Source organism: Streptomyces sp. NPDC001156 (assembly GCF_053598275.1).
Genome location: NZ_JBSFJX010000069.1, coordinates 23,887 through 43,822, shown reverse-complemented (window position 1 = coordinate 43,822; position 19,936 = coordinate 23,887). Strand labels below are relative to the sequence as shown.

At 66.9% G+C, this 19,936-nt stretch carries 16 protein-coding genes; 5 read left to right on the top strand and 11 right to left on the bottom strand.

Going from position 1 to position 19,936, the window contains the following annotated elements:
* Positions 1-988: 988 nt before the first annotated feature.
* Positions 989-1,231: a hypothetical protein gene (locus ACWDA7_RS27800; RefSeq protein ID WP_450607316.1), complete on the bottom strand. Its 243-nt coding sequence runs from the start codon at positions 1,229-1,231 to the stop codon at positions 989-991.
* A 1,155-nt stretch (positions 1,232-2,386) separates the two neighbouring features.
* Here ACWDA7_RS27800 and ACWDA7_RS27795 point away from each other — a divergent pair.
* Positions 2,387-2,626, top strand: a complete 240-nt coding sequence (locus ACWDA7_RS27795) for a hypothetical protein (RefSeq protein ID WP_450607314.1) — start codon at positions 2,387-2,389, stop codon at positions 2,624-2,626.
* A 774-nt stretch (positions 2,627-3,400) separates the two neighbouring features.
* Here the strand turns inward: ACWDA7_RS27795 and ACWDA7_RS27790 are convergent.
* Together ACWDA7_RS27790 and ACWDA7_RS27785 are read right to left on the bottom strand one after the other, a co-directional pair.
* Positions 3,401-4,804 carry a carboxypeptidase regulatory-like domain-containing protein gene (locus tag ACWDA7_RS27790; protein ID WP_450607312.1) on the bottom strand — a complete coding sequence of 468 codons (1,404 nt, stop codon included), beginning with the start codon at positions 4,802-4,804 and terminating at the stop codon, positions 3,401-3,403.
* A complete protein-coding gene (locus tag ACWDA7_RS27785; protein WP_450607310.1) occupies positions 4,801-5,121 on the bottom strand; it encodes a hypothetical protein in 321 nt (106 codons plus the stop codon). The genes ACWDA7_RS27790 and ACWDA7_RS27785 overlap by 4 nt, the downstream gene beginning before the upstream one ends.
* Before the next feature lie 108 nt (positions 5,122-5,229).
* Here ACWDA7_RS27785 and ACWDA7_RS27780 point away from each other — a divergent pair, with 108 nt between their 5' ends.
* Together ACWDA7_RS27780 and ACWDA7_RS27775 are read left to right on the top strand one after the other, a co-directional pair.
* Positions 5,230-5,799, top strand: a complete 570-nt coding sequence (locus tag ACWDA7_RS27780; RefSeq protein ID WP_450607308.1) for a TetR/AcrR family transcriptional regulator — start codon at positions 5,230-5,232, stop codon at positions 5,797-5,799.
* A gap of 290 nt (positions 5,800-6,089) precedes the next feature.
* On the top strand, positions 6,090-6,557 hold the full coding sequence (locus tag ACWDA7_RS27775) for a hypothetical protein (protein WP_450607306.1): 468 nt from the start codon (positions 6,090-6,092) through the stop codon (positions 6,555-6,557).
* 19 nt (positions 6,558-6,576) lie between these two features.
* Here ACWDA7_RS27775 and ACWDA7_RS27770 read toward each other — a convergent pair whose 3' ends face one another.
* Positions 6,577-7,821 (bottom strand): YbfB/YjiJ family MFS transporter, encoded by a 1,245-nt coding sequence (locus ACWDA7_RS27770; RefSeq protein WP_450607304.1) that lies wholly within the window; start codon positions 7,819-7,821, stop codon positions 6,577-6,579.
* 143 nt (positions 7,822-7,964) lie between these two features.
* Between ACWDA7_RS27770 and ACWDA7_RS27765 the strand changes: the two genes are divergently transcribed.
* Positions 7,965-8,564, top strand: coding sequence for a TetR/AcrR family transcriptional regulator (locus ACWDA7_RS27765; RefSeq protein WP_450607302.1), 600 nt, complete (start codon positions 7,965-7,967; stop codon positions 8,562-8,564).
* A 25-nt stretch (positions 8,565-8,589) separates the two neighbouring features.
* Positions 8,590-8,832: a hypothetical protein gene (locus ACWDA7_RS27760; RefSeq protein WP_450607300.1), complete on the top strand. Its 243-nt coding sequence runs from the start codon at positions 8,590-8,592 to the stop codon at positions 8,830-8,832.
* Between the two features lie 841 nt (positions 8,833-9,673).
* Here the strand turns inward: ACWDA7_RS27760 and ACWDA7_RS27755 are convergent.
* The 7 genes from ACWDA7_RS27755 to ACWDA7_RS27725 all read right to left on the bottom strand — a co-directional run bounded on the left by ACWDA7_RS27755 (position 9,674) and on the right by ACWDA7_RS27725 (position 19,528).
* Entirely contained in the window at positions 9,674-10,561 is an 888-nt protein-coding gene (locus ACWDA7_RS27755) for an NAD(P)-dependent oxidoreductase (protein WP_450607298.1), read from the bottom strand.
* A gap of 114 nt (positions 10,562-10,675) precedes the next feature.
* Positions 10,676-11,215, bottom strand: a complete 540-nt coding sequence (locus ACWDA7_RS27750) for a flavin reductase family protein (RefSeq protein ID WP_450607296.1) — start codon at positions 11,213-11,215, stop codon at positions 10,676-10,678.
* Positions 11,216-11,316: 101 nt separating this feature from the next.
* Positions 11,317-14,373: a BTAD domain-containing putative transcriptional regulator gene (locus tag ACWDA7_RS27745; protein ID WP_450607294.1), complete on the bottom strand. Its 3,057-nt coding sequence runs from the start codon at positions 14,371-14,373 to the stop codon at positions 11,317-11,319.
* Between the two features lie 73 nt (positions 14,374-14,446).
* Entirely contained in the window at positions 14,447-15,325 is an 879-nt protein-coding gene (locus ACWDA7_RS27740) for a cupin domain-containing protein (RefSeq protein WP_450607292.1), read from the bottom strand.
* 137 nt (positions 15,326-15,462) lie between these two features.
* Positions 15,463-16,992, bottom strand: a complete 1,530-nt coding sequence (locus ACWDA7_RS27735; protein ID WP_450607290.1) for a 4-hydroxyphenylacetate 3-hydroxylase N-terminal domain-containing protein — start codon at positions 16,990-16,992, stop codon at positions 15,463-15,465.
* Positions 16,993-18,015: 1,023 nt separating this feature from the next.
* Positions 18,016-18,672: a TetR/AcrR family transcriptional regulator gene (locus ACWDA7_RS27730; RefSeq protein ID WP_450607288.1), complete on the bottom strand. Its 657-nt coding sequence runs from the start codon at positions 18,670-18,672 to the stop codon at positions 18,016-18,018.
* A 271-nt stretch (positions 18,673-18,943) separates the two neighbouring features.
* A complete protein-coding gene (locus tag ACWDA7_RS27725) occupies positions 18,944-19,528 on the bottom strand; it encodes a carboxymuconolactone decarboxylase family protein (RefSeq protein WP_450607286.1) in 585 nt (194 codons plus the stop codon).
* Positions 19,529-19,936: the final 408 nt, after the last annotated feature.

The following is a 19,936-nucleotide window of genomic DNA, read 5'->3' as shown; positions in this document are numbered from 1 at the left end:
CCATTGAGGTAGACCACGGGGATGCCGGGGCCGCCGGTGTCGGTGACGGCCAGGGCCGTATCGTCGACCGGCACCATGCCGGCCCACGTCGAACCGGTCGCGGACATGCTGTTCTTCGTCATGTGTTCTCCCAGATCGGGTGCAAGCGTCGTGGATGACTCCTTCAGGGCTTTGCGCGTGAAGCACAGGCCGTGCGGGACGCACACCGTGCGGGACGCGGGCCGTGCGGGACGGGCGGCTGGGTCGTGGGCGGCGACCCGGCCGGGCCATGATCGCGGTGGGCCCGGCCGGGCGGTCCCGGTCCTGCTCTTTTCAGAGGCTGCGGGCGGTGATGTCGCCGTGGGAGGTGGTGGCGCGGATGTCGAGTTCGACGGTGCCGTCGTTCTTCAGGGCGTTGCTGATACGGCCGTGGCCGCTACTGTCGTCATGCATCCGAACCCACCTGGGAGGACTGACAGTTGAGAGTTCTCGATCATCGTGGGCGACATCACCGCCGCACGGGGTGGAAACCGGATCGCCCTGACGGCGATCCGGCTATCCCTGCCCTGCGCCGCAGGAGCCCGATTCCTCCCCGGCCTGAAAGGCCGGGGCATCCTCGGAGGAACCCGGTGAAGCGCTCTCCAGCACAGATTTTCTCCCCTCGCGTGCGCCAAGCGGCGCATGGGCGTGCGGTCCCGTGGACGATTGCGCAGTCCCACCCGCTCGCTGCGCGTCGTGCGCCGCAGGTCACCGACCAGGCGGCGTTTCCCGCCGGCAGACTCGCCCGTGGTCAAAGCAGCCCACGCTGAACTCCTCGAACGCCTCCTGCCACCGCGACGCCGCCGGGCCAACCCCCGCGTCATCAAAAGCACAGTCGCCAGCTGGCGCCTCAAGGGCGTCATCCACCGCGTTGCAGACTGCCCACGCGTCCCGGCCATCACCATCGTCGGTGCCACCGAACCCAAACGGGTCAAGCAGACATCAACACCCTAAGTTATCGGTATTGATGCTAGACCCGGTGTAGTAGCGAGAACGCCGTCATACTCCCCTCGCACGTTTGCAGAACGAGCGAGGGCGAGCCGGGGAACGTCGGGACGGATCCACCCTGGCGGCTGATCGTCAGATGGTCATAGACCTTGTACGCCCCCTCGAGCGGGCCGGAGATGACGCCGACCGTACGGCCGACCGGGACTCGGGACAGCCACTGATAGCCCATGTAGTCGTGCCCCGCGAGGATATTCCCGGCGTACATCGTCAGCGCTCCGGCGTCGATGCAGGGCTGCGGGTGCGCACTGCAGTTGCGGTAGGAGCCGATCCGAATGTCTGCCGGGGGCGTTGTGACGGAGTGGCGCTTCGCCGGCCTCGTCGATGGCGTAGCCATGCGTGAGGACAGCGGAGGCGTCAGTGTCTCCCGGCCGGTCTCCCGCCGCCCGTGCGACGCTGGGCGTGGCTCCGGACGGTCAGGCGCGGAGCGCACCGGGGAAGGTGTCACGACGGGGGCCGTGGCGAGGTCGTAGAGCGGCGTCTGGGTATTGGCCGCCTGGGCCACGGTGACGCCGAGAGTGGTGACTGTCGCGACGGACGCGGTGACTACAGCCGCGCGAAAGGGCCGGAAGGGTCGGTTCATCGTCATCTCTCCTCGTCCATCGCGGGCGCCGGGCCGCCGGCACGCTTCGTCAGTATGGAGCTGGGTAACGGCCAGTGGTGGAAACCGGGCGCAGCCGCAGCGATACGCGACGACCCCGCCTTCAAACCCGGAGGCCGAAAGGGGCGAATCAATCATCCGGTCAAGGACTCACGAGCCTACGAATTGAGGGCATACCCAAAAACTTCAAAGCTGTAATTTGTCCTGCCATGCAAATCGGCGGGCCAAATGCCTCTGGTATGCTAAATCTCCTCTCGCCTGGGTTGCAACAGTCGTCACTCTAATGCGCGCAACCCGTCAGGGCGGGAAACCGTGACAGTATAACCTGCCATGGGTCTCCAATTTGCAACTACGCTGTGAAGTTTGCCAGTTCAAACGCAAAGAGGAAAATACATTTTGTACGCAACATCCTGGCCAATGATATTGCGGAGATTGCCGCAGGGAGCGCGCAGTTCGATCCTGACAGTGCTCGTTGTGGGGTCAATGGCAGACGATATGCTGTTGAGCCTCACGGTCGGATCTTCCCGGTGGACGGTCCGGGGTTCGTCGAGATGGATCGGGGCGAGTCCACGGCACTCAAGCACATCACGAAAGCCAACGGTGACCTGAGTAAACTTCAGGCCATGTTCGGTAAAGCACCCCAGTTCAGAGAAAATCCCCAAGCCGTGGAAAGACCTTCGATCTGTATAGGTCACCGACACAATGGGTGGGTGGCTAGTGCTCTGACCGCTATTGTTCGCCGGGTTGAGAGGGAGGGCCGGGGTGTTCGTCGAGATCGTCTTCGTGGGGCTGCCGATCGACCGCGATGAGGTCGCGGAGGCTTTGGAAGCGGTGTTCGAGCTCGACGGCGAGGTCACCGGCGCAGGCAGTGGCACGGGTCGTTGCCATCTTGACCTTGAAATCGTGGAGGGCTCGGACACGACTGCGGCCCTGGAGCGGCTGCGGGCGGTGCTGTCCGATCTGGGGGTCGCGGACTGTGCGACCTTGAACGTCAGCGGGTGATCAGGCTGCCATTCGCGCGCGTCCGCCCCAGCGGATGCCCTTCTCGCTGCGGATCCGGGCGCGACCGCCATGACCACCACCGGGTCGATAATGGGCACACCCGCCTACATGTCGCCGGAACAGGCCCAAGGAGAATGAGCTCTCGACGGGCAGGGCGACCTGTACTCCCTGGCTCCCTCCTCTACGAACTGCTCACCGGACGACTGCCGTTCGAAGACGACGCCCGGCACGTGGTGCCGCCCAAACACATCACCGAGCCTCCCACGCCGCCACGCCTGATGCGCGCCGGGCTACCGCAGGACCCGGACAAGGTGATCCTGGAGCTACCGGCCAGGAATCCGGCCGACCGCCCGCAGACCGCCACACAAGTCCGGCACCGGCTGAGCGCGATGGCCGCGGCAGTCCACCGCGTTCACATCCGCCCGGCGCGCACCCTTCCGCCAACCCAACTCGAGCCCGACCCGCCGCTCCTGCCGCCTCCCCTCCGACAGCGCCACTGCGCGTCCCAGCCCAGGCAGGCCCCAGGAAGGCGAAGACGGCGAGACGGGAGAAGACGGCGGAAGAGGCGGAAAGGGCAGAACAAGCGGAGACGACGGTCGCGTCCCGGTCCCCCTCTGAACCGACAGTGCCCACACCCCAGACACGGCAGGCCACCTAGGGGTTGCCGCCGGGTAGGTCGTGCTACGCATCCGCAGCACGACCTACCCGGCAGCGATGACTGTGGAGGTGATGCAGCACACCCCAGTCACGACTCCGATGACCAGGACTCATGCTTCATTTTCGGACCACTCCATTGGACGGCATGCGAGGTGACGCCCCGTTGCGCCGGTCATGCATGGTGAAGTCGGCCCGGACGGCCACACCGGACTGCAGCAACTTCTGGTGGACCACCGGATTTCGGCCGGGGTACGAGACCACGACGCTTATGAATTCCTCGGGTAGACCGGTCACGGCGTACTCGCCCTGCGCGTTCGTCGTGGTCCGCACCAACTGCCGGCCACGGGTGTCCATGACGGTCACAGCGGCATGGCGGACGGGCTGCTGCTCTTCGTCGCGGACGGTGCCCTCCAGCATCGGCAACGGCTCGCCGAACTGGTGGTGGTGGACCGGGAGCGCGGTGGGCGTGGGTGCCTCCACGGACGGATCCTCCACCGGCGGCTCCTCAACCTCCTCAATGTCCTCCTGCTCGACCTCCTCGCCCCGTCGTGCGGCCATCCGGTGGCGCCGCCACGCGTCGAGGCCCAGCAGGGCCAGACCCGCCGTAATCCACGCACAGAGCACGAGCACCGGCCTGAGCACCCCCGCATCGTCGAAGTACAGGACTCCCTTCAGGGCGTCCACCGCGTTGCCCAGCGGCATGATGGCGTGCAGGTCCTGGAAGAACGTCGGCAGCAGCGGGACGGGAGACACACCGCTGGAGGGAACGCTCAGCACGATGTACAGACCCATACCCACCAGAGGGAAGAACTGCTTGGTGAAAGGCGCCACACCGGAGGCGAACGTGGCCACCGCCGTGGTGAGCAAGAAGGCGATCGCCAGCACGGAGGAGTCGTTGGGGAAGTAGTCCAGGCCTACGCCGACGTAGAAGCCCACGACGCTGAAGAGGGCAGAGACGCCCACGATGGTCATCAGTTTCCTGCGACGGTTGAAGGTCACCGCCCGCAGCAGGGTCGTCGCGAGTATGTAGCCGGGGACACTCCAGGCGACCCCGAAATAGACCAAGGTCGTGGCATTCTGGTCCTTGCTCACGGTGGGTGCCACGTCCGTGACCGTGAGCTTCTGGTGGTTGTGCGCCGCAAGCTGAGTGAAACCCTTGGCCAGCGCCAACTCGAGGGACGTCCCGTTGGCCTTGGCCACGTACAGAACACTGCTGTGTCTTCCCTCGACGGCGTAGCCCGCCACGGCGTCCCGGTTCAGCACCGCCCGGCGGGCTTCCTGCGCGTCCGCCACGGCGGTGACATCGAACCCACCGGGATGCTGCCGCTGCAGAGCGGTATCGACCTTGCGCTCCAGTGCCGGCTCAGCGACCACGATCTTCGCGTGGTGCGGCTGAGGCGCGTGAAAGGCCGTGGAGAAGCAGAACAGAAGGCCGAGGAAGAGTACCGCCGGGAACATCAGAGTCTCGGCCAGAGTCCTGGCCAGGGGTATGCCCTGCGGGCGCTCGATCCGGTGTTTCACAGAGCCGCCCCTTGGACGCCGCCGTGAGCCGCGCCGTAGTACTCGTCGTGCACACTGCCGACCGGATGTACGGCGATGTCACGGCCGCCGCGCCAGTGCCGGTGGACCAGTTCGTCTGTACCCAAGCCGCGCCCTTGCACCGGCCGCGTTGTGCGGGCGGTCAGCGCCATCACGACGCCGACTCTCCTTGCCTCCACGGTCCACGGGGGGATCTCGGAGTCGCTGCTGGGCCTCCGCAGGGCGACGGTGGGACCAAGTCCTCCGACGCTACGTTCCGCGATCGTCATTCGCGGTGCAGCCAGCTCCATGACGCTCATCTCCGTTCCTCGCACCCGGCCGTCGCCATTGCAGTAATTCGTTGACGTACCGATCGGCACACCTACGCCCGATGGACCTTACGCGTACCGATCGGTACAGTCAAAGGTGTGCCTCGCCCCTTCAATGCCGAAAAGCGTGCCGAGCTGCTGAGGCAGGTTGTGCAGTACCTCCAGCACCACGGCCTCGCACAGATGTCGCTGAGCCCGCTCGCGGAGGCCATCGGCACGACCAAACGCATGCTTCTGTACTACTTCGGCAGCCGCGAGAACCTGCTGGCCCAGGCGCTGGCCGCCAGCCGTCCCGACGTCCACGCGATGTTCGACGACGTCCACGAGACCGCCGGCCTGCGCGAGGGCGCCCATGCCCTGTGGGAAGCGATGACCGTCGGGGAGCAGGCCGGGCCGGTCCGCATGCTGCTGCAGCTGCTCAGCCTGGCCGCCACCGATCCGGAGCAGTACGGTGACCTCGCGGCCGACACCGTCGAGGTCATGCTCGGCCCCATCGCCGCCGCCTACGACCGGCTGGGTCACCCGCCGGAGCAGGCGCGAGTGAGGGCCACGATGCTCATCTCCGGCCTGCGCGGACTGTGCCAGGACCGCTTGGTGACCCATGACGTGACCCGAACCGACGCGGCCGCTCACCACCTCATCGAGGGCGCGGTCACCGCACCCGGCTGACACCCGCCCGGCACGCCCGGTCCGCAGGCGGACGACACCGGCGCAGGCCGCGCGGAGGCCGACCGCCCCCACATCTCCCCGCGCAGACTCGCCCGGATGCTGCTCACCCGACCCGGCGACCTCTAGGCCGAACACCACGACCTCATGGTCCGGTTCACCGCCGCCTGCCCGTCGCCGTGTTCGGGACGCCTTCCTGACGCGACTCCGGCGGGCACGCGGGCGTCATCCACGACGGCCTCGCCACGGCGAAGACCTCCCTCCTCCGGCGTGACGAACTCCTCCCACAGGGCGTGGACCACGCCTGCGCCGAGCTGCCCTCCCCGGGCCCGCTCCCCTACCTACTCGTCGTCTGCAACAGCCGCGGCCTGTCGGACCGGCCGCCAGTTCGCGACCCGTACGCACACCGAGCGGGGGGCTTCGTCTCGGGTTACGCGTACAACACCACCCTGAAGCCACTCCGGCTGGACCATAGGGTCTGCATCGACCTCGTCGGACGGGCGCAGCGCCAGGGCGAGATCATCGCCGGCGCCTCGCACCTGCCGCGCGCCCGCGGTGCGGCCCCGAGCCGCGCGGTCACCCTGGAGGTCAGCTTCGACGACGGGGCCACCTGGCAGCGGCACGGCGACGACGCGTGGCGGGGGCGGCTGGACGTTCCGCGCGGCGCCCGCTTCACCAGTGTCTTCGGCCTGAAGTGTCGCCGGCTCACCGGGGCGGGACCGCGACGGCGCGCTCCCGCCCCAGGCCGTGTCGGCCGATGACGTGCCGGCCCTGGCCCTCTCAGCCCGCGGTCGTGACGGGCTCGGGTGCGGCCACATGGACCGCACGCTCCCCGCCTGAGCGCATAAACCGCGCGGCGAGGCCGGTCAGGAGCGCCAGGACGAGGGCCCCGCCGCCGATCAGGAACAGCACGCGGTGGTTCTGGCCCGTCAGGTCGAAGACGTACGAGTACAGGTAGGCGGACACCGCCAGCGAGAGGGCACCGGCGACGGTGGCCCTCCCCCAGGCCGCCGACTGTTCCTCGGCGCGTGCGGGCACCAGTTCGTGGACGCGCCCCAGGACGACGGGCACGACGCCGGGCGGGAAGGACCCGATGACGGCACTCAGCACCGCGACCTCGGACAGGCCGTGCGCGAAGGCGAGCGCCGTGAGCGCTCCGGTCTGCACCAGGGTGATCAGCAGAAGCGCCCTGGCAAATCCCAGGCGGTCGCCGAGAAGCCCATAGAGGGTGGGCCCGACGAGTGCACCGAGTCCGTAGACGATCCACACCATGGAGCCGCTGCCGGAACCCCGGCCCAGGCCGCGGCTGACGAAGTCGGCGAGGAAGGACATGGTGGGGACGAGGCCCATCGAGATCAAGGCGTACTGAACGAGGAGTAGCGTCAGTCGCGGCGACCGGGCCGACTCGCCTGCCCGGGACGGGGCCCCGGAGGCCGCGGCCGTCGGGGACGCCCGGGGCGTGGGCCATCCGCTCCAGCTCAGGGCCGTGAGCAGCGCACACAGCGCCGCCAGGCCGAACCACGTACTGCTCAGGCCGGCGGTCAGCAGAAGTGGCACCAGCGTCCCCGAGGCGGCGATGCCCAGGCCCAGGCCCGCGAAGATCGCGCCACCGGCCAGTCCCCGGCGCTCACCGCGCAGGTAGGGCAGCACGGCCCCGGCGACCCGCACCATGATCACACCGCCTGCCACTCCCGAGACCAGGCGCCAGCCGAAGAACCAGGCCACCGAGACGGGGACACTGCACGCCAGGAGGCCCACCGTGGCGAGCACCATCATCCAGCGCAGTGCCCGTCGGTCGCCGAGCCGCCGCGCGACGCGGCGGGCGGCGAGCGCGCCCAGAAGGTAGCCGGCGAGGTTCGCCGCGCTCAGGTAGGCGACAGCCGAGGCCGAGAACCAGTGGGCGTTGATGAGCTCCGGCAGCAGTGGCGTGTAGGCGAAACGGGCCAGGCCGATGCCGACGAAGCTCGCGCTCGCGCCCGCCGCGATGGCGCGCCAGGGAGCGGGTGCGGGAGGTGTGTCGTTCATGTGCGTGTGTCCTCTTTCCGCCCGGGCACGGCGGACCGGGGCATGGCCCGGCCCGTCTGCCTGGGCCATCTTTGACAGCCCCGTCATGTTTGACAGCATTGCAAACTTTGACGATGGCGTCAAAAATGAATTAACGTGGGCTCATGGCTGGACGGCGGCAGTTCGATGAGCAGCACACCCTGGGCCGGATCCTGGACGTCTTCTGGCACCAGGGCTACGGAGCGACCTCCATGCAGGACCTGGCGACCGCCACGGGCGTGCAGCGCGGCTCGCTCTACAACGCGTATCAGGACAAGGAATCGCTGTTCCTGCGTGTCTTCGAGGACTACGCGGACGCCTTCATCGCCGACGCCAGGACCGCCCTGGACCAGCCGGACGTCCGACGGGCGCTGGAGGACTTCTTCGACTTCACCATCAACTCCATGACCCGCGGCACCCCGCCCCGCGGCTGCCTGTCCACCAAGACGGCCACCGACACCCAAGCCGACGCGGAGCCCATCCGCGCCGCGATCCGCCGCATGCTCGACCGCCTCGAGGACACCATGACCGAACGGCTCTCCCGGCTGGACGCAGCCGGCCGGCTCACCGTCCCACCCGCCGAAGCGGCCCGGGTCCTGATCACCATGACCCGCGGCACCGTCGTCATGGAACGCGTCTACCAAGACCCCGAACGACTCCGGGCCACCGCCCGCTCCATGATCGCCATGCTCCTCGCCGGGCACCGGGAACCCGCCACCACATGATCACCCCGCCCGGCAGAGCGCCCAGGTGACCGACGACACCGAGCCCTCACCGGACTGGACCACGACATACGCCTGGGTGACCGGGCACCTGCGCGACGGGGAATGGATCACCCCCTCGGAGCGGCCGGCCGGCGGTTGGACCTCACAGACGCGCCGCCCCCACATCGACGGGGCGGACGTGCCGCGCCAGTTGGTGCTGCACTTCTCCGTGAAGCCGTTCTACCTCCGCCACTCCGGGGGCACCTCGACCGCGAGGCGCGGATCCTGACCACTGTCCACCGCATCCTCCAGCGCCACGGCCCCGGCGCGTGCGGCGCCGGCTCGGGCAGCGCGTATCAACCGCAGGAGCGTTGACCGGCTCGCGGCCTCCGCCAGCACCCGAGCCAGACGAGTGCCGGCCGGTCCGCTGGCATCCGCGCCACCTGTTGGAGCACCACCGGCGAGCCGACGCTTTGCCGTCGGCGGGTCACCGAGGTCACCCGCGCCTACGACATCTCATGGAGGCGCGCGCCGAGCACGCCATCGCCGCAGTGCTGGAGTCCGAGGACCTGCCGGCCGCCCGCACCAGCGGTGTCTGAGAGGACACGAAAGCGGGTGCCGACCGCGACGGGGGAACGCGGCCGACACCCACTGCACATCAGAGTAGCTCCGCAGCAGGGGAGGAATGTCATGGTCGTCGCGCTGCGACCTGCTCCACCAGGCGTGGTTCAGGCATGCGAGCTCCCTGAGGACTGCACGAGACAACGCCTGGTGCCGCGCGGCCTGCTCGGCGGAGCCGTCGACGGTGCGGTCTACCACCACCGCGCACTCATCCACGTCCACGGCCCGGGCACCCTCAGGCCCGGGCCGGGAGTTCAACCAGGGCGGTGCCCGGCTCGTCGGTGTCCCTGACCCAAGGGACGGCCCGGCACGTAACCGCATCGAACCTTACGTCCCGTGGTGATACCGCACCCTTCCCCCACCGCCACTGCACCCGTGGGTTCGCGACACCACCGAGGTACTCACCCACGTAGGTCAGGGACAGAGACAGCCTCATCACCCCACATCAGCAGCGTCGGTAGAGACTTCGCGGTGATCTTCTCTGTTCCTGCCCCCGGTGCCGAAGTCGGTCAGGCAGATGTCTGGCCGGCCTCACGCTGGAGCCGGATGAGGAGGGCCATGAAATCCAGGTCACCCAGGCCGGTCGAGATGCACGCCTGAAGCAGTTGCTGCACGACGCCGGTGACCGGCAGCGGAACTCCACCGGCTGCCGCCGACTCGAGGGCCAGGTCTACGTCCTTGCGCATGAGCCGCGAGCTGAACGTCGACGTGTAGTCGTCCGCCAGGAGGGGCCCGATCTTGTACTTCACGAACGGCGACCCGACCGCCGAGGCGCCGACGATCTCCAGAAGCTTGTCCCGCTGTACGTCGTGTGCCTCCGCCAATGCGATGCACTCGGCGAGAAGTTCGGCCGTCCCGGCGACCATGAGGTTGAGAGCCAGCTTGATGATGCGTGCAGCATCTCCTTCGCCGGCGTAGAACACCTGGGGGCCGATGTCGCGGAGCAGGCTTTCGACGGACGTAAAGACGGCGTCCTCACCCGAGGCGATGATCGTGAGGTTCCCGGCCCGCACGACGCCCGGGTTGCCGCTCACTGGAGCGCGTAGGTACTGGACACCGCCGGCCGCGGCCGCGGCGGCCACGTCACGGGAGACCTCCGGAGAGACAGTGCTCATGTCGATGAGAGTCCGTCCCTTGCCGGACGCGGCGTGGGCGAGCCCCCCGTCGGGCGCGAGCGCGATATCCGCCAGGGCACGGGAGTCTGCGACCATCGTGATGCAGACCTCTGATCGGGCCCATGCCTCGTGGGGAGCGTCCAGCTCGAACGCGCCTTTGGCGACCAGGCCGTCAGCCTTGCCTTTCGACCGATTCCAGACACTGACCTCGTGGCCTGCGTTGATGAGTCGTTCGGCGATGGCGGATCCCATCTGGCCGAGACCCAGCACGGATACGTTCACGTTCATCTCCTGGGGATAAGGTGCGCGACGTGCGCAAAGGGTTGTTGGTATCGGCCAGGCCCGATACCTCACGGTGATGCGTGGTACTGGCCTGGGCGCCTGGGCGGGGTTCTGCTAGAGCGATGAAGCGAGCTGCCAGTCGTACGCCAGCTGCGCATGGGTACGGGGATCGCAGAGGCTGCCGAATCGTCCACCGAAGTACACGAGGGGGTCCGGGTCGACGGAGTAACCGCAGCTGACCACCTCGCCGATGAAGATCGTGTGGTCTCCCCCGGCGATCTCTTCGTTCACGTTGCAGGCGAAGTGAGCGACTGAGCCGTCGACGACGGGGAGGTCGTGGTCGGTTCGCAGCCCGACGCCAGCGAACTTGTCGTCACACCGGCTCGCGAACTGAAGCGCGTGCCGTTCCTGGCCCCGTGAAAGGACGCTGACAGCGAAGACTCCGGAGCCGGAAATCGCGTCCCTCGTCGCAAGGGTGTTTCCGACGCACACCAACAGCAAGAGCGGATCCAGCGAAACAGACGCAACAGCACTGGCCGTCATCCCTGCTGGTCCGTTCGGAGTCATGGTGGTCACGATCGTGACGCCGGTCGTGAAGCGTGCCATTGCTCCGCGATATGTAGCACGCATCTCCTGCGCGGTCGATGCACCCATGATGCCTCCGTTGCCTGTAACGAGATGGCTTGAGCGTTTCCTGTCACCAGGGGATTTGAGTGTGGCCGGCGACATGTTTATCGACGCGAAATCGGCCAGGCTTATCGGCGCAGCTGCACGACGAGCCGGCGAACCTCGTCGGACGGTGGCACGCCGAGCTCCCGCATCCGGGCGACGTAGCGTTGGTAGAGCGCCAGCACGGCGTCGTCGCTGCCGCTGGCATGCGCCAGTCTGATGGCGAGCTGCCAGGCCTGCTCGCGGTACGGGTCTTCGCGAAGCACGTGGTCGACCAGTCCCTTTGCTTCGCGATAACGGTTCATCTGATACGCGAGCTTGGCTGCGGCGACTCGAGCCGACATGAAGGTGTCCGCCAGGGCTACGCGGCGCTCGGCAACCCAATCCCCTGAAACCGTCGCAAGGTAGGGCCCTCTCTCAGCAATGCTGAGGGCTTGCGACAGCGTCTGGAGGCGAATCTCTCCGTCCTGCCTCCCGGCCTGGGCGATGAGGTCGACTGCCCGTTGTGTCGTACCCATGGCCAACGTGGGGCCGACCAGTCGGACAACGTCGCCGTCCTGCGCCGGGCCCAAGCCGTCAGGCAGTACTTCGCGAAGCCGGTAGAGCGCCTGCCGTAGATAGCTTCGGCCGGCAGCATCATTGCGGCCACCGAAGAGCGCCCCGAGAACCTCTTCGCGTGTAGCCCTGCGCTCGGGTGTCCAGAGCAGGTAGCTGAGAAGCTCGACGCTCTTCGTCAGCCGAAGCTGAGCCACGTTTCCGTCGATCGTGAGAGTCGGCTCGCCGAACTCCTCGAGCACCAGTCGGGGCGTACTCGCGTTCACGCGTACGGGGTGTTGGCCCGAGAGGACAGCGAGGATCTCGTGCCAAGGCGACATGCGACTGGACTTGGTGTCCGCTGCTCTGGCCGCAACCGACGGCACGTCCGCCAGCGCCGTCAGCAGCAGGTGATGTGTTCTGTGCGTCGAGGCGGAGTCCATCGCAAGGTCGGCCGTGGCGTCGGACTCATCTTCGAGGCCGAGACGCCATTGCGCTTCGGCCAGGTACACGGCAGCCGTCGGGAGATCGAGATGACGGTCTCCCTGCTGCATGCTCCGGAGGCATTCCGAGAGGTGCTCGTGCCCCTCGGCATCTCTGTTCTGCAGAAGCATCGACAGACCCGACCACATCTGCCACGTCTCCCGTGTGAGGGCATACTCCAAGGCTCCGTTGGCTGCTGCCTCCGCGAGCACGCGGTCGGCACGCTGTGTGTCACCCTCGAGGCGCAGCCACAGCTTGGCTTCGACGAGCAGGCTCATGTTCTTGTACACCTTCGAGCCGGTTGACGCGATGAGCTCTCTTCCTCGCTTGATGGACGCGCAGGCTTCCTCTCCCCGGCCAAGGTCGAGCATGAGATCGACGGCGTCGACGGCATGCAGCCAGACGGGCTGCGCTGAACCACTGCGAGGCTCGAACATCGACATCGCGGCATCGAGTCGCCCGGTGGCGCGCAGCGCGGCGACGACCCAGGGACCCCCGAGGACAGTGCGCCACGGATCGAACGAACTCGGGTCGTCGAGGCCTTCAAGGCGACCGCGCATGAAAGCAAGCCGCATCAGCAAACCGTCGAGTGGGCCGGACGGCATGGTCGAGTACTCGGGAAAGGGTGGATGCTCCTCGCCGGTGGCCAGCGCGATCAGCGTCTGCGCGATGAGCCAGTTCCGCCCTGGTGGCAGCCGATCGGCAAGGGACTGCGCCTCCTCGATCCGCCCGGAGTGCCAAAGGCACCAACAGGCCAGGACGTGGGCCTCTTGAAAGTCGGGATCTCCCAGCTCCAGAAGCCAGTCGTATCCATGGCGGTCGACGAGTTCCACTCCACGATGAGCTTGCTCGAGTGCGAACGCAACGCGCAGGATGACCGATCCGATCTCCGGGGTCAGAGTCCGGACCGACGCTCCCAGGGCATCGAGCCACCGTGCCGCGGGCGCGAAGTCCATCCGCGCGACGAGGCTGGGGAGGGCCACGGCAGCCAGCCGCCCAGCCGCCTCAAGGTCACCGAGCCGAAGCAGCTCATCGACGGCTTCCTCGTGCTCGCCGCGGGCGATCAGGACCTCGGCGTGCCTGCGGCGAACCACACCGAGCGCCTTGGCATCCTCGCGTCCCAGTGCCTCGTGCAGAAAGTCGCGAAACACCGGGTGCGGCGTCATGCGCGAACCGTCCGAGGACCACGTCACAGGAAGATGCCGGGCGCGGAGATCTGCCATGACCTGCGCTGCGTTCTCCTGTCCCAGGGCACGGGCACCCTCGACCGATACCTCCCCCAACAGACTCGTATGAAGGAGGAACGTCCTCTGAACCACGGAAAGCGAGTTGAAGACGTGCGCTGCGACATAGGACCGCAGCGAGTCGGGATCCAGTTCGCGAGAGCGTGCATGACGCCAGCCCTCGAACAGGACGCCAGTGACCCAGCCTCCTGTCGCTGCCACCGCCTGAACCGGATTCACGTCGACATGGCCGACAGTTCGAAGTGCTGCGCCCGCTTCCTGAACGTCGAAGGCGAGATCGCTCTCGACCAGCTCACCCACCCGGTCACGCTCGCTCGTCGAGCCCGGGTCGAGGCGGACATCGACGCGCGAAATCAGTACGAGGTTCACGCCAGATGGCAGGTAGCGGGCGAAGGACGACAGCACGGCGATGCAGGACTCGTCGGGGGCGATTCGTTCCACGTTGTCGCACACCAGGATGAGCCGACTCCCCTGGAGGCTTTCAGCCAGCAGACCGGCTGCCTCACCGATGTGAAGACTGCTGCTCAGGGCATCAGTCGCCACATCGGCTGCGCCGGGGACAACGCCCTCGACAGCCGCCTCGAGGTAGACGAGCAGGCGGCCCGCCGCCTGCTCCGTACCGTCGAGTGACAGCCAGGCGACGGGCCTGTCGAGGTCACCGACAGCCAGGGCCACTGCCGTGGTCTTGCCGGCCCCTGCTGTCGCGAACACATTCACCACAGTGTGGCGGTCGAGAAGCCCTCTCAACCGTTGACTGAGCCTGTCGCGGACGACGACGCCTTTCGCCGGCTCCGGCATTGCCAGTTTCCGTCTGATGATCGCGCGATGCTGGCGACCCGGCGCCTTTGAGCCACTTGGTCGATCGGAATCGGAGTCACCCATCGATCGTCCGGCCTCCGTGCTCCTCAGTGCTCGTCAGTGATCCTCAGTGCTCGTCCGAGATCCTCGGCGATCCTCAGTGATCATCCGGGACTTTACGCCAGTCGTCCGGGAAGAAGAACCCGTCCGAAGTCGGAGGAATCGGCGACTGCACTTCGATCCAGCGGGCCGGCTCATTCCGTTCGTTGACGAAACCATGTGTGCCGTTGGTGCCTGCCCACACCAGATCACCCGTCTGGATGACCTCGTCGTTGCCGTCGAGGGTCCCTCGCATCCCGCCGGAGGTGAAGTAGTAGATCTCCTCGAACGGGTGGTAGTGGACCTTGGCCGCCTTGCCCGGGCCGGACTTCGGCGCGATCTCGCACACGAAGACAGTGTGATGCTGCGCTCCCAGGAGCTGGTCCACCATCATCCTGAGGCTGATGTTCTTGACGTTGGGACCGTGGTAGCCAGGCATCGACAGCTGCGCGTACGGGGCCATGTCCGAGTCCTCGAAGTGCCCGACGAAGCGATGCCGGGGGTCCGTCTCGGACGGGCGCCCGAGATTCTCACCCGGAGAGGGCTTGGCGGCAATGCTGCTACGGGCTCCGTCGAACGTCGGCGGCTTCGGTGCGCGTACCCCGAGCCAGGTCAGCCCCTCATCACCGGCGGACAGCGAGTGGGCGATGCCGACAGGCGCCACACCGTAGTCGCCGGAACCAAGTTCGTAGCGCAGCCCGGCAAAGGCAGCTTCGCCCGATCCGCCGGTGATGAACCACGACTCCTCAAACGGGCAGCGAGCCCAGCCCGTTGTCGCCCCGGGAGCCAGCTCGTACAAGCTCACTTCCAGGTGAGCAGCACCCTGCTCGTGTCCGACCAGGAGCGCCTGCCGAAGACCCGGCACGCCCTCGACATCGAAGAACTTCCGGTCCGCCGCACGTGCAATGTAATAAGCCATGTCATTCTCTCCGTCCACACGCGAGGGACGCCAGGGCTGGCATCCCCCGCCCAGTTACTGCTGATCCTCATCGGGCCTGTGCCCAGGGCAACGGTGAGGGCGGGCGCTTCGTGGCCGCCGGCGGCCACGAACCGCCCTCCCGCACCGTCGTCGGCTCAGCGGGCCCGTGAGCCCTCAAGCCTGGCGCCGTCAAGGCGTCGGGCATATTCGGCCTGCTCGGTGTAAGCCGTCACCTCGGGGGCGTCGGGCTCCTGAAGGCCACAGACCTTCCGAGCAAGCTGGGTGAGCGGCCCGGAGGGTGAGAGCTCCGAGCGCTTCATCGTGTGCATCCGAGTGGGGAGCATCGGGGTCCCGTTGAACTGCTCGAAGGTGCTCACCCTGTCGCCGAAGTCGGTGAGGAACAGGTCACGGATGACGCGCGAGATGCGCACGCGGTCGTAGGGCTCGCCGACCGCACCTGCCTGCAGCGGTTCCAGCCAGCTGTGAAGCTCGGGGTTGTTCCACTGCTCCTCGGTGGGGAACAGGAGCGAGGCACGGCCGGCAAGGTCGACCACCTCATTCCGCATTTCCGCGTACCTCTCCAGGTAGTACGACCGGCCGAAGTCGAAGAGCAGGACGTTCGGCTTGTAGAGCCCCGACGGCGAGATGAACCCTTCCGTCTCGGACGCGATCACGTGGGCTCGCATCGTCTGGTAGAACTCGACGAGACGCGCCACGCGCGCCTGGACCGGCGGAATCTGGAAGGTGCCGAGGTGCTCGGTCATCAGCATCGCGAGTCCGACCATGAGTTCGGCCCGGACCATCTGCCGGATGAGCGACTCGTAGTGCGTCCAGTCGAAGATGCGCTGCGGGTACAGCGAAGCGTGCTCGGGGCTTCCGATGTGGAATACAAACTCCCACGGAATGAACACGTTGTCGAAGATGACGGTGCACTCGAGCTCGTCGCCGGCCGAAGAAATCGGGTGGTTATCGGAGTCGTCACGCACCGTAGCCTCGCGGGAGACTATCGTGACGCCCGGCGCGTTCGCCGGACACGCGCCGTAGATGACCTGTTCGCTCTCGATTGCCGGGCGGTAGAAGACGCCAATGTGAATGTAGTCGGCGAACGGCACACCGGTGGCCACGGCCTTGACACCGTTGACCACGATGCCGTCGTCGCGAGTCTCCACGACACGCAGCGCGGTCTGGGCCGCTTGCTGCTTGGACCGGTCGACCTGAGGGTCGATGAAGGCGAAGGCGCAGTTGAGGTCGCCCTCCTTCACCAGATCCAGGAACTTCCGGATGCCCACGGTCAGGTCACGCCCGCCAGTGCCCACGGACTGGTCGCTCCACGGCTGCGGGTCCTCTTCGTAGGTGACCAGACCGTAGTTGTTCGCGCACGGGGTCCGCCCGATCGATCCGCCATCGAGCTCCCGGACCACGGTCTCCAGATACACACGCTTGCGCCGCAGCCCCTCGGCGTCCCCGTGCTTGAACCACATCATCGAACGACGCACTCCGTCGTCGTCGACGAAGGTCATGATGTCCTGCAGCTCGGGCTCGTGATGCAGGTCGTAGAACTTCGCGAACGTCTTGGCCGCTGCCCTAGTCTTCGGGTGCGTCGTGACGTCATCGATCCGATCACCTCCGACCCAGACAACCCGCCCGTCCCTGAGAGACTCCAAGTACTGGTCGCCAGTTCGCATCAAATGCCACCTTCTCCACTTCACCAAGTACCATCGTGCATGGACTTTTCTTGTCGGGTCGCCATTCAAATTCCACTCGCCAGAACGTCACTGGGAATTGCCGCGAACCCGTTTATGAATCTACCCCTCGACGCGTTAGAAGATGAGAAATCAGCGCCTCAATCGGCTGACGCTTCGAACTGTGCAGTTCGAATCGGCGAAATAACATCTCACCGTGAAGTGGACACTCGCTCGGCCGTTGATTCCCTTGAGGCTAACCAGGAGGTGTTAGTGGGGCGTTAATCGCGCCTAGACGCTGTTAACGATGCTGCGCCGCTCCGAAAGCGCAGCGAACGGAGCGACAACCCTGCTGCGCAGCACCAGGGTTTGTACGGGGGGCCTGGCCGGCACTCACGGGGAGCGAGAGTGCCGGCAACCCGTGCTCACACGGATGTTCGCATGCACATCGCACAGCGATATGGTGCCCGCGGAGAATTGCGCGTTCGACCAGCGAACAGGTGCGCCGACCCACACGGCTCCATCGTCGAAATATAGACAATGGCGCGAAAGCAAACGGCGCGCAAGGAGGCAAGCCCGGACACCAGGATTCTCGCCACGGTGGCCACGGGCTGCCGGCGGAGCGGGTCCTTGGTGAGCCGGTAGCCGGCCTGGACCGGCCGCGGGGTGTCGCGGAAATCGCTGAGGCCACCCGCGAGAGTGGCGACTGCGGGCAGCCGAAGAACCGACTCGCGGACCGTCGCCAAGTCCGCCGCCCATCGTCACCCAGGATCTGATCCACTGCCCGGTAGGCGGCGAGCAGGGCCGCGCGCGTCTGAAGGCCGGCCTGAATCATTACCGCGGCAAGCAGCACGTAGATGCTGGTCCCGCCGAGCGCTACGGCCTGGAGCACGGGCATGTCCGCCGATGCGCCGCCGTCGAGGTGGCGCTCCCGACGCGCACCGTGGGTGCAGGGCCGGGAAGACCGCCGAGGCAAGCAGCGCTGAAACGGAGTTGGTTGCCGTACTCGATCAGGTTCCTGGGAGGTTACCCAGGCCGCTGATCGGAGACCCCCGGCGAAGTGCGCTTCCCGGGCTCATGCAGTGTGATGCGGGCCTGGTGGATCAGACAGGCGCGGAGTCTGTGTTCGCCGAGTTCGGGGAGGAGCGCGGTGACGTGTTCGGCGGACAACGTGGCGAGGAGCGTGTGAGCGGCGGCCTGCGGGTCGGGTACAGCGTTGAGCAAGGTCGTCACATGGCGGTGCCAGAAATGGTAGGCCTGGGCCCGGTAGCGCGCGCCCGTGGTCGAGGTCTCCGAGGTGCGGACCAGATCCAGGTGCTGGATCAGGTGGTCGACGTAGGCATCGATGAATGCCACGAGGCGCTCGCACGCCGGGGCCCCGGGACCCAGTGGGGGCGGGCCGTTCAGGATGGCTTCCTGTAGTGCCTGCTCACGGTCGGCCAGCAGCGCGGTGGCCAGTCCGGATTTGTCGCCGAAGCGACGGAACAAGGTGCCCTTGCCAACACCTGCGGCAGCCGCCACCTGGTCCATGGAGGCGCCGTCCGCGCCACGCTCGTCGAACAGTCTCGCGGCAGCCTGGAGTATCGCCGCGCGGTTGCGCGCCGCATCCGCGCGCTCTTTGCGCGGCGGGGCCGGCATCGGCGCGGCGGAGCAGAGTTCCGACGGCTCCCGTTCATGTCTCATTGTGTAGTTTCCTGACCACAACATGTTGTCTGTGCACTACGGATTCCAGGGTCTACGGAGCACCGGCTCACGGCGAGCACGCCGGCTCGCGATGCCTCCCCGCCGCGCCTCGCCTCGCCTCGCCTCGCCTCGCCTCGCCTCGCCTGCAAGCGGGATGGCCGCCTTGAGCGGCAGGACGTTCGCAAGCTGCTCGCCGCGCGCGTAGCTCATCCGGCTACGGCGTGAGGCCGGCCAGGCTCCTGCCTGGCCGGCCTCACGCCCCTACGCGGTTTCAGAGCTGGGCTGCCACAGGTGCCGGCGCCTCCGGCATGTCCAGCTCGAAGTCCATGACACGGTGGAAGCGTGACAACGCATTCCACATGCTGATGCACATGACGAGCTCTACCAACGCCGCTGCGTCGAACACCCGCTGCACGTCGTCGCGGACACTCGCCGAGACGCCGGTGGGGTCACTTTCTACGGAGACCGTCGGAATGGCGACCGTCATCTCCTCAGCCAGCTGGAGAGCCAGCCGCTCCTGCTCGGTGAAGCCTTCGAGCTTGCCGTTCGCAACGGCCGCGAGCTCGTCGACCCCCACCCCTTTGGACAGCGCGGACGTGCATCGGTGACTCGCTGTATAGCGACAGTGGTTGAGCACGGCGACGCGTACGGCGACCAGATCCTTCAAACGCGGCTCCAACGCGCCCGGGCCGTTGAGTTGCCCGAGGAACGGCAGGTATTTGGCGAGCAGACCGGGGCTGTTACCGATGGCCGCCCAGGTGTTCAGCACGTCGCCGTAGGTATTCACCCCTTGGGCGAGAGCGGGTTGGTCGACCGACGAGAACTGATCGGATGTGAGGAGCGGCACCAGCGACATGAGAATTACCTTTCGACGGGTCCTGCCGGGAAGCGGCTGGATCGGGGTGACGGTGGAGCAGACTCCTGGGGCCTGGCCATATCCGCTGGATCGTTCTGGCAACGCGGTGAAGCCCCAGGTTTCCGCGAGCCGATCGCGATCCCCAGCGTCGCGTTGAACCACGGCACGAGGAAGGTCAGGACGATGCGAATCGTGAGTACCCAGGTGAACGGGCCGTCCCGGACCTGCGAGTACAGGTTGACCATGAACAGAGTTGACCCGACCAGCAACGCGGCCGTGGTCGTCTGCGCCATGGACCTGCCTCGTACGGCACCGCGCAGCGCCACGCTCCAGGCGACAGGGGGAGTCTTCGCTTGAAGGTTGTGCTCGGACAGGCTCATTGGTGTCCTTCAACGCTCTGGACGTCAC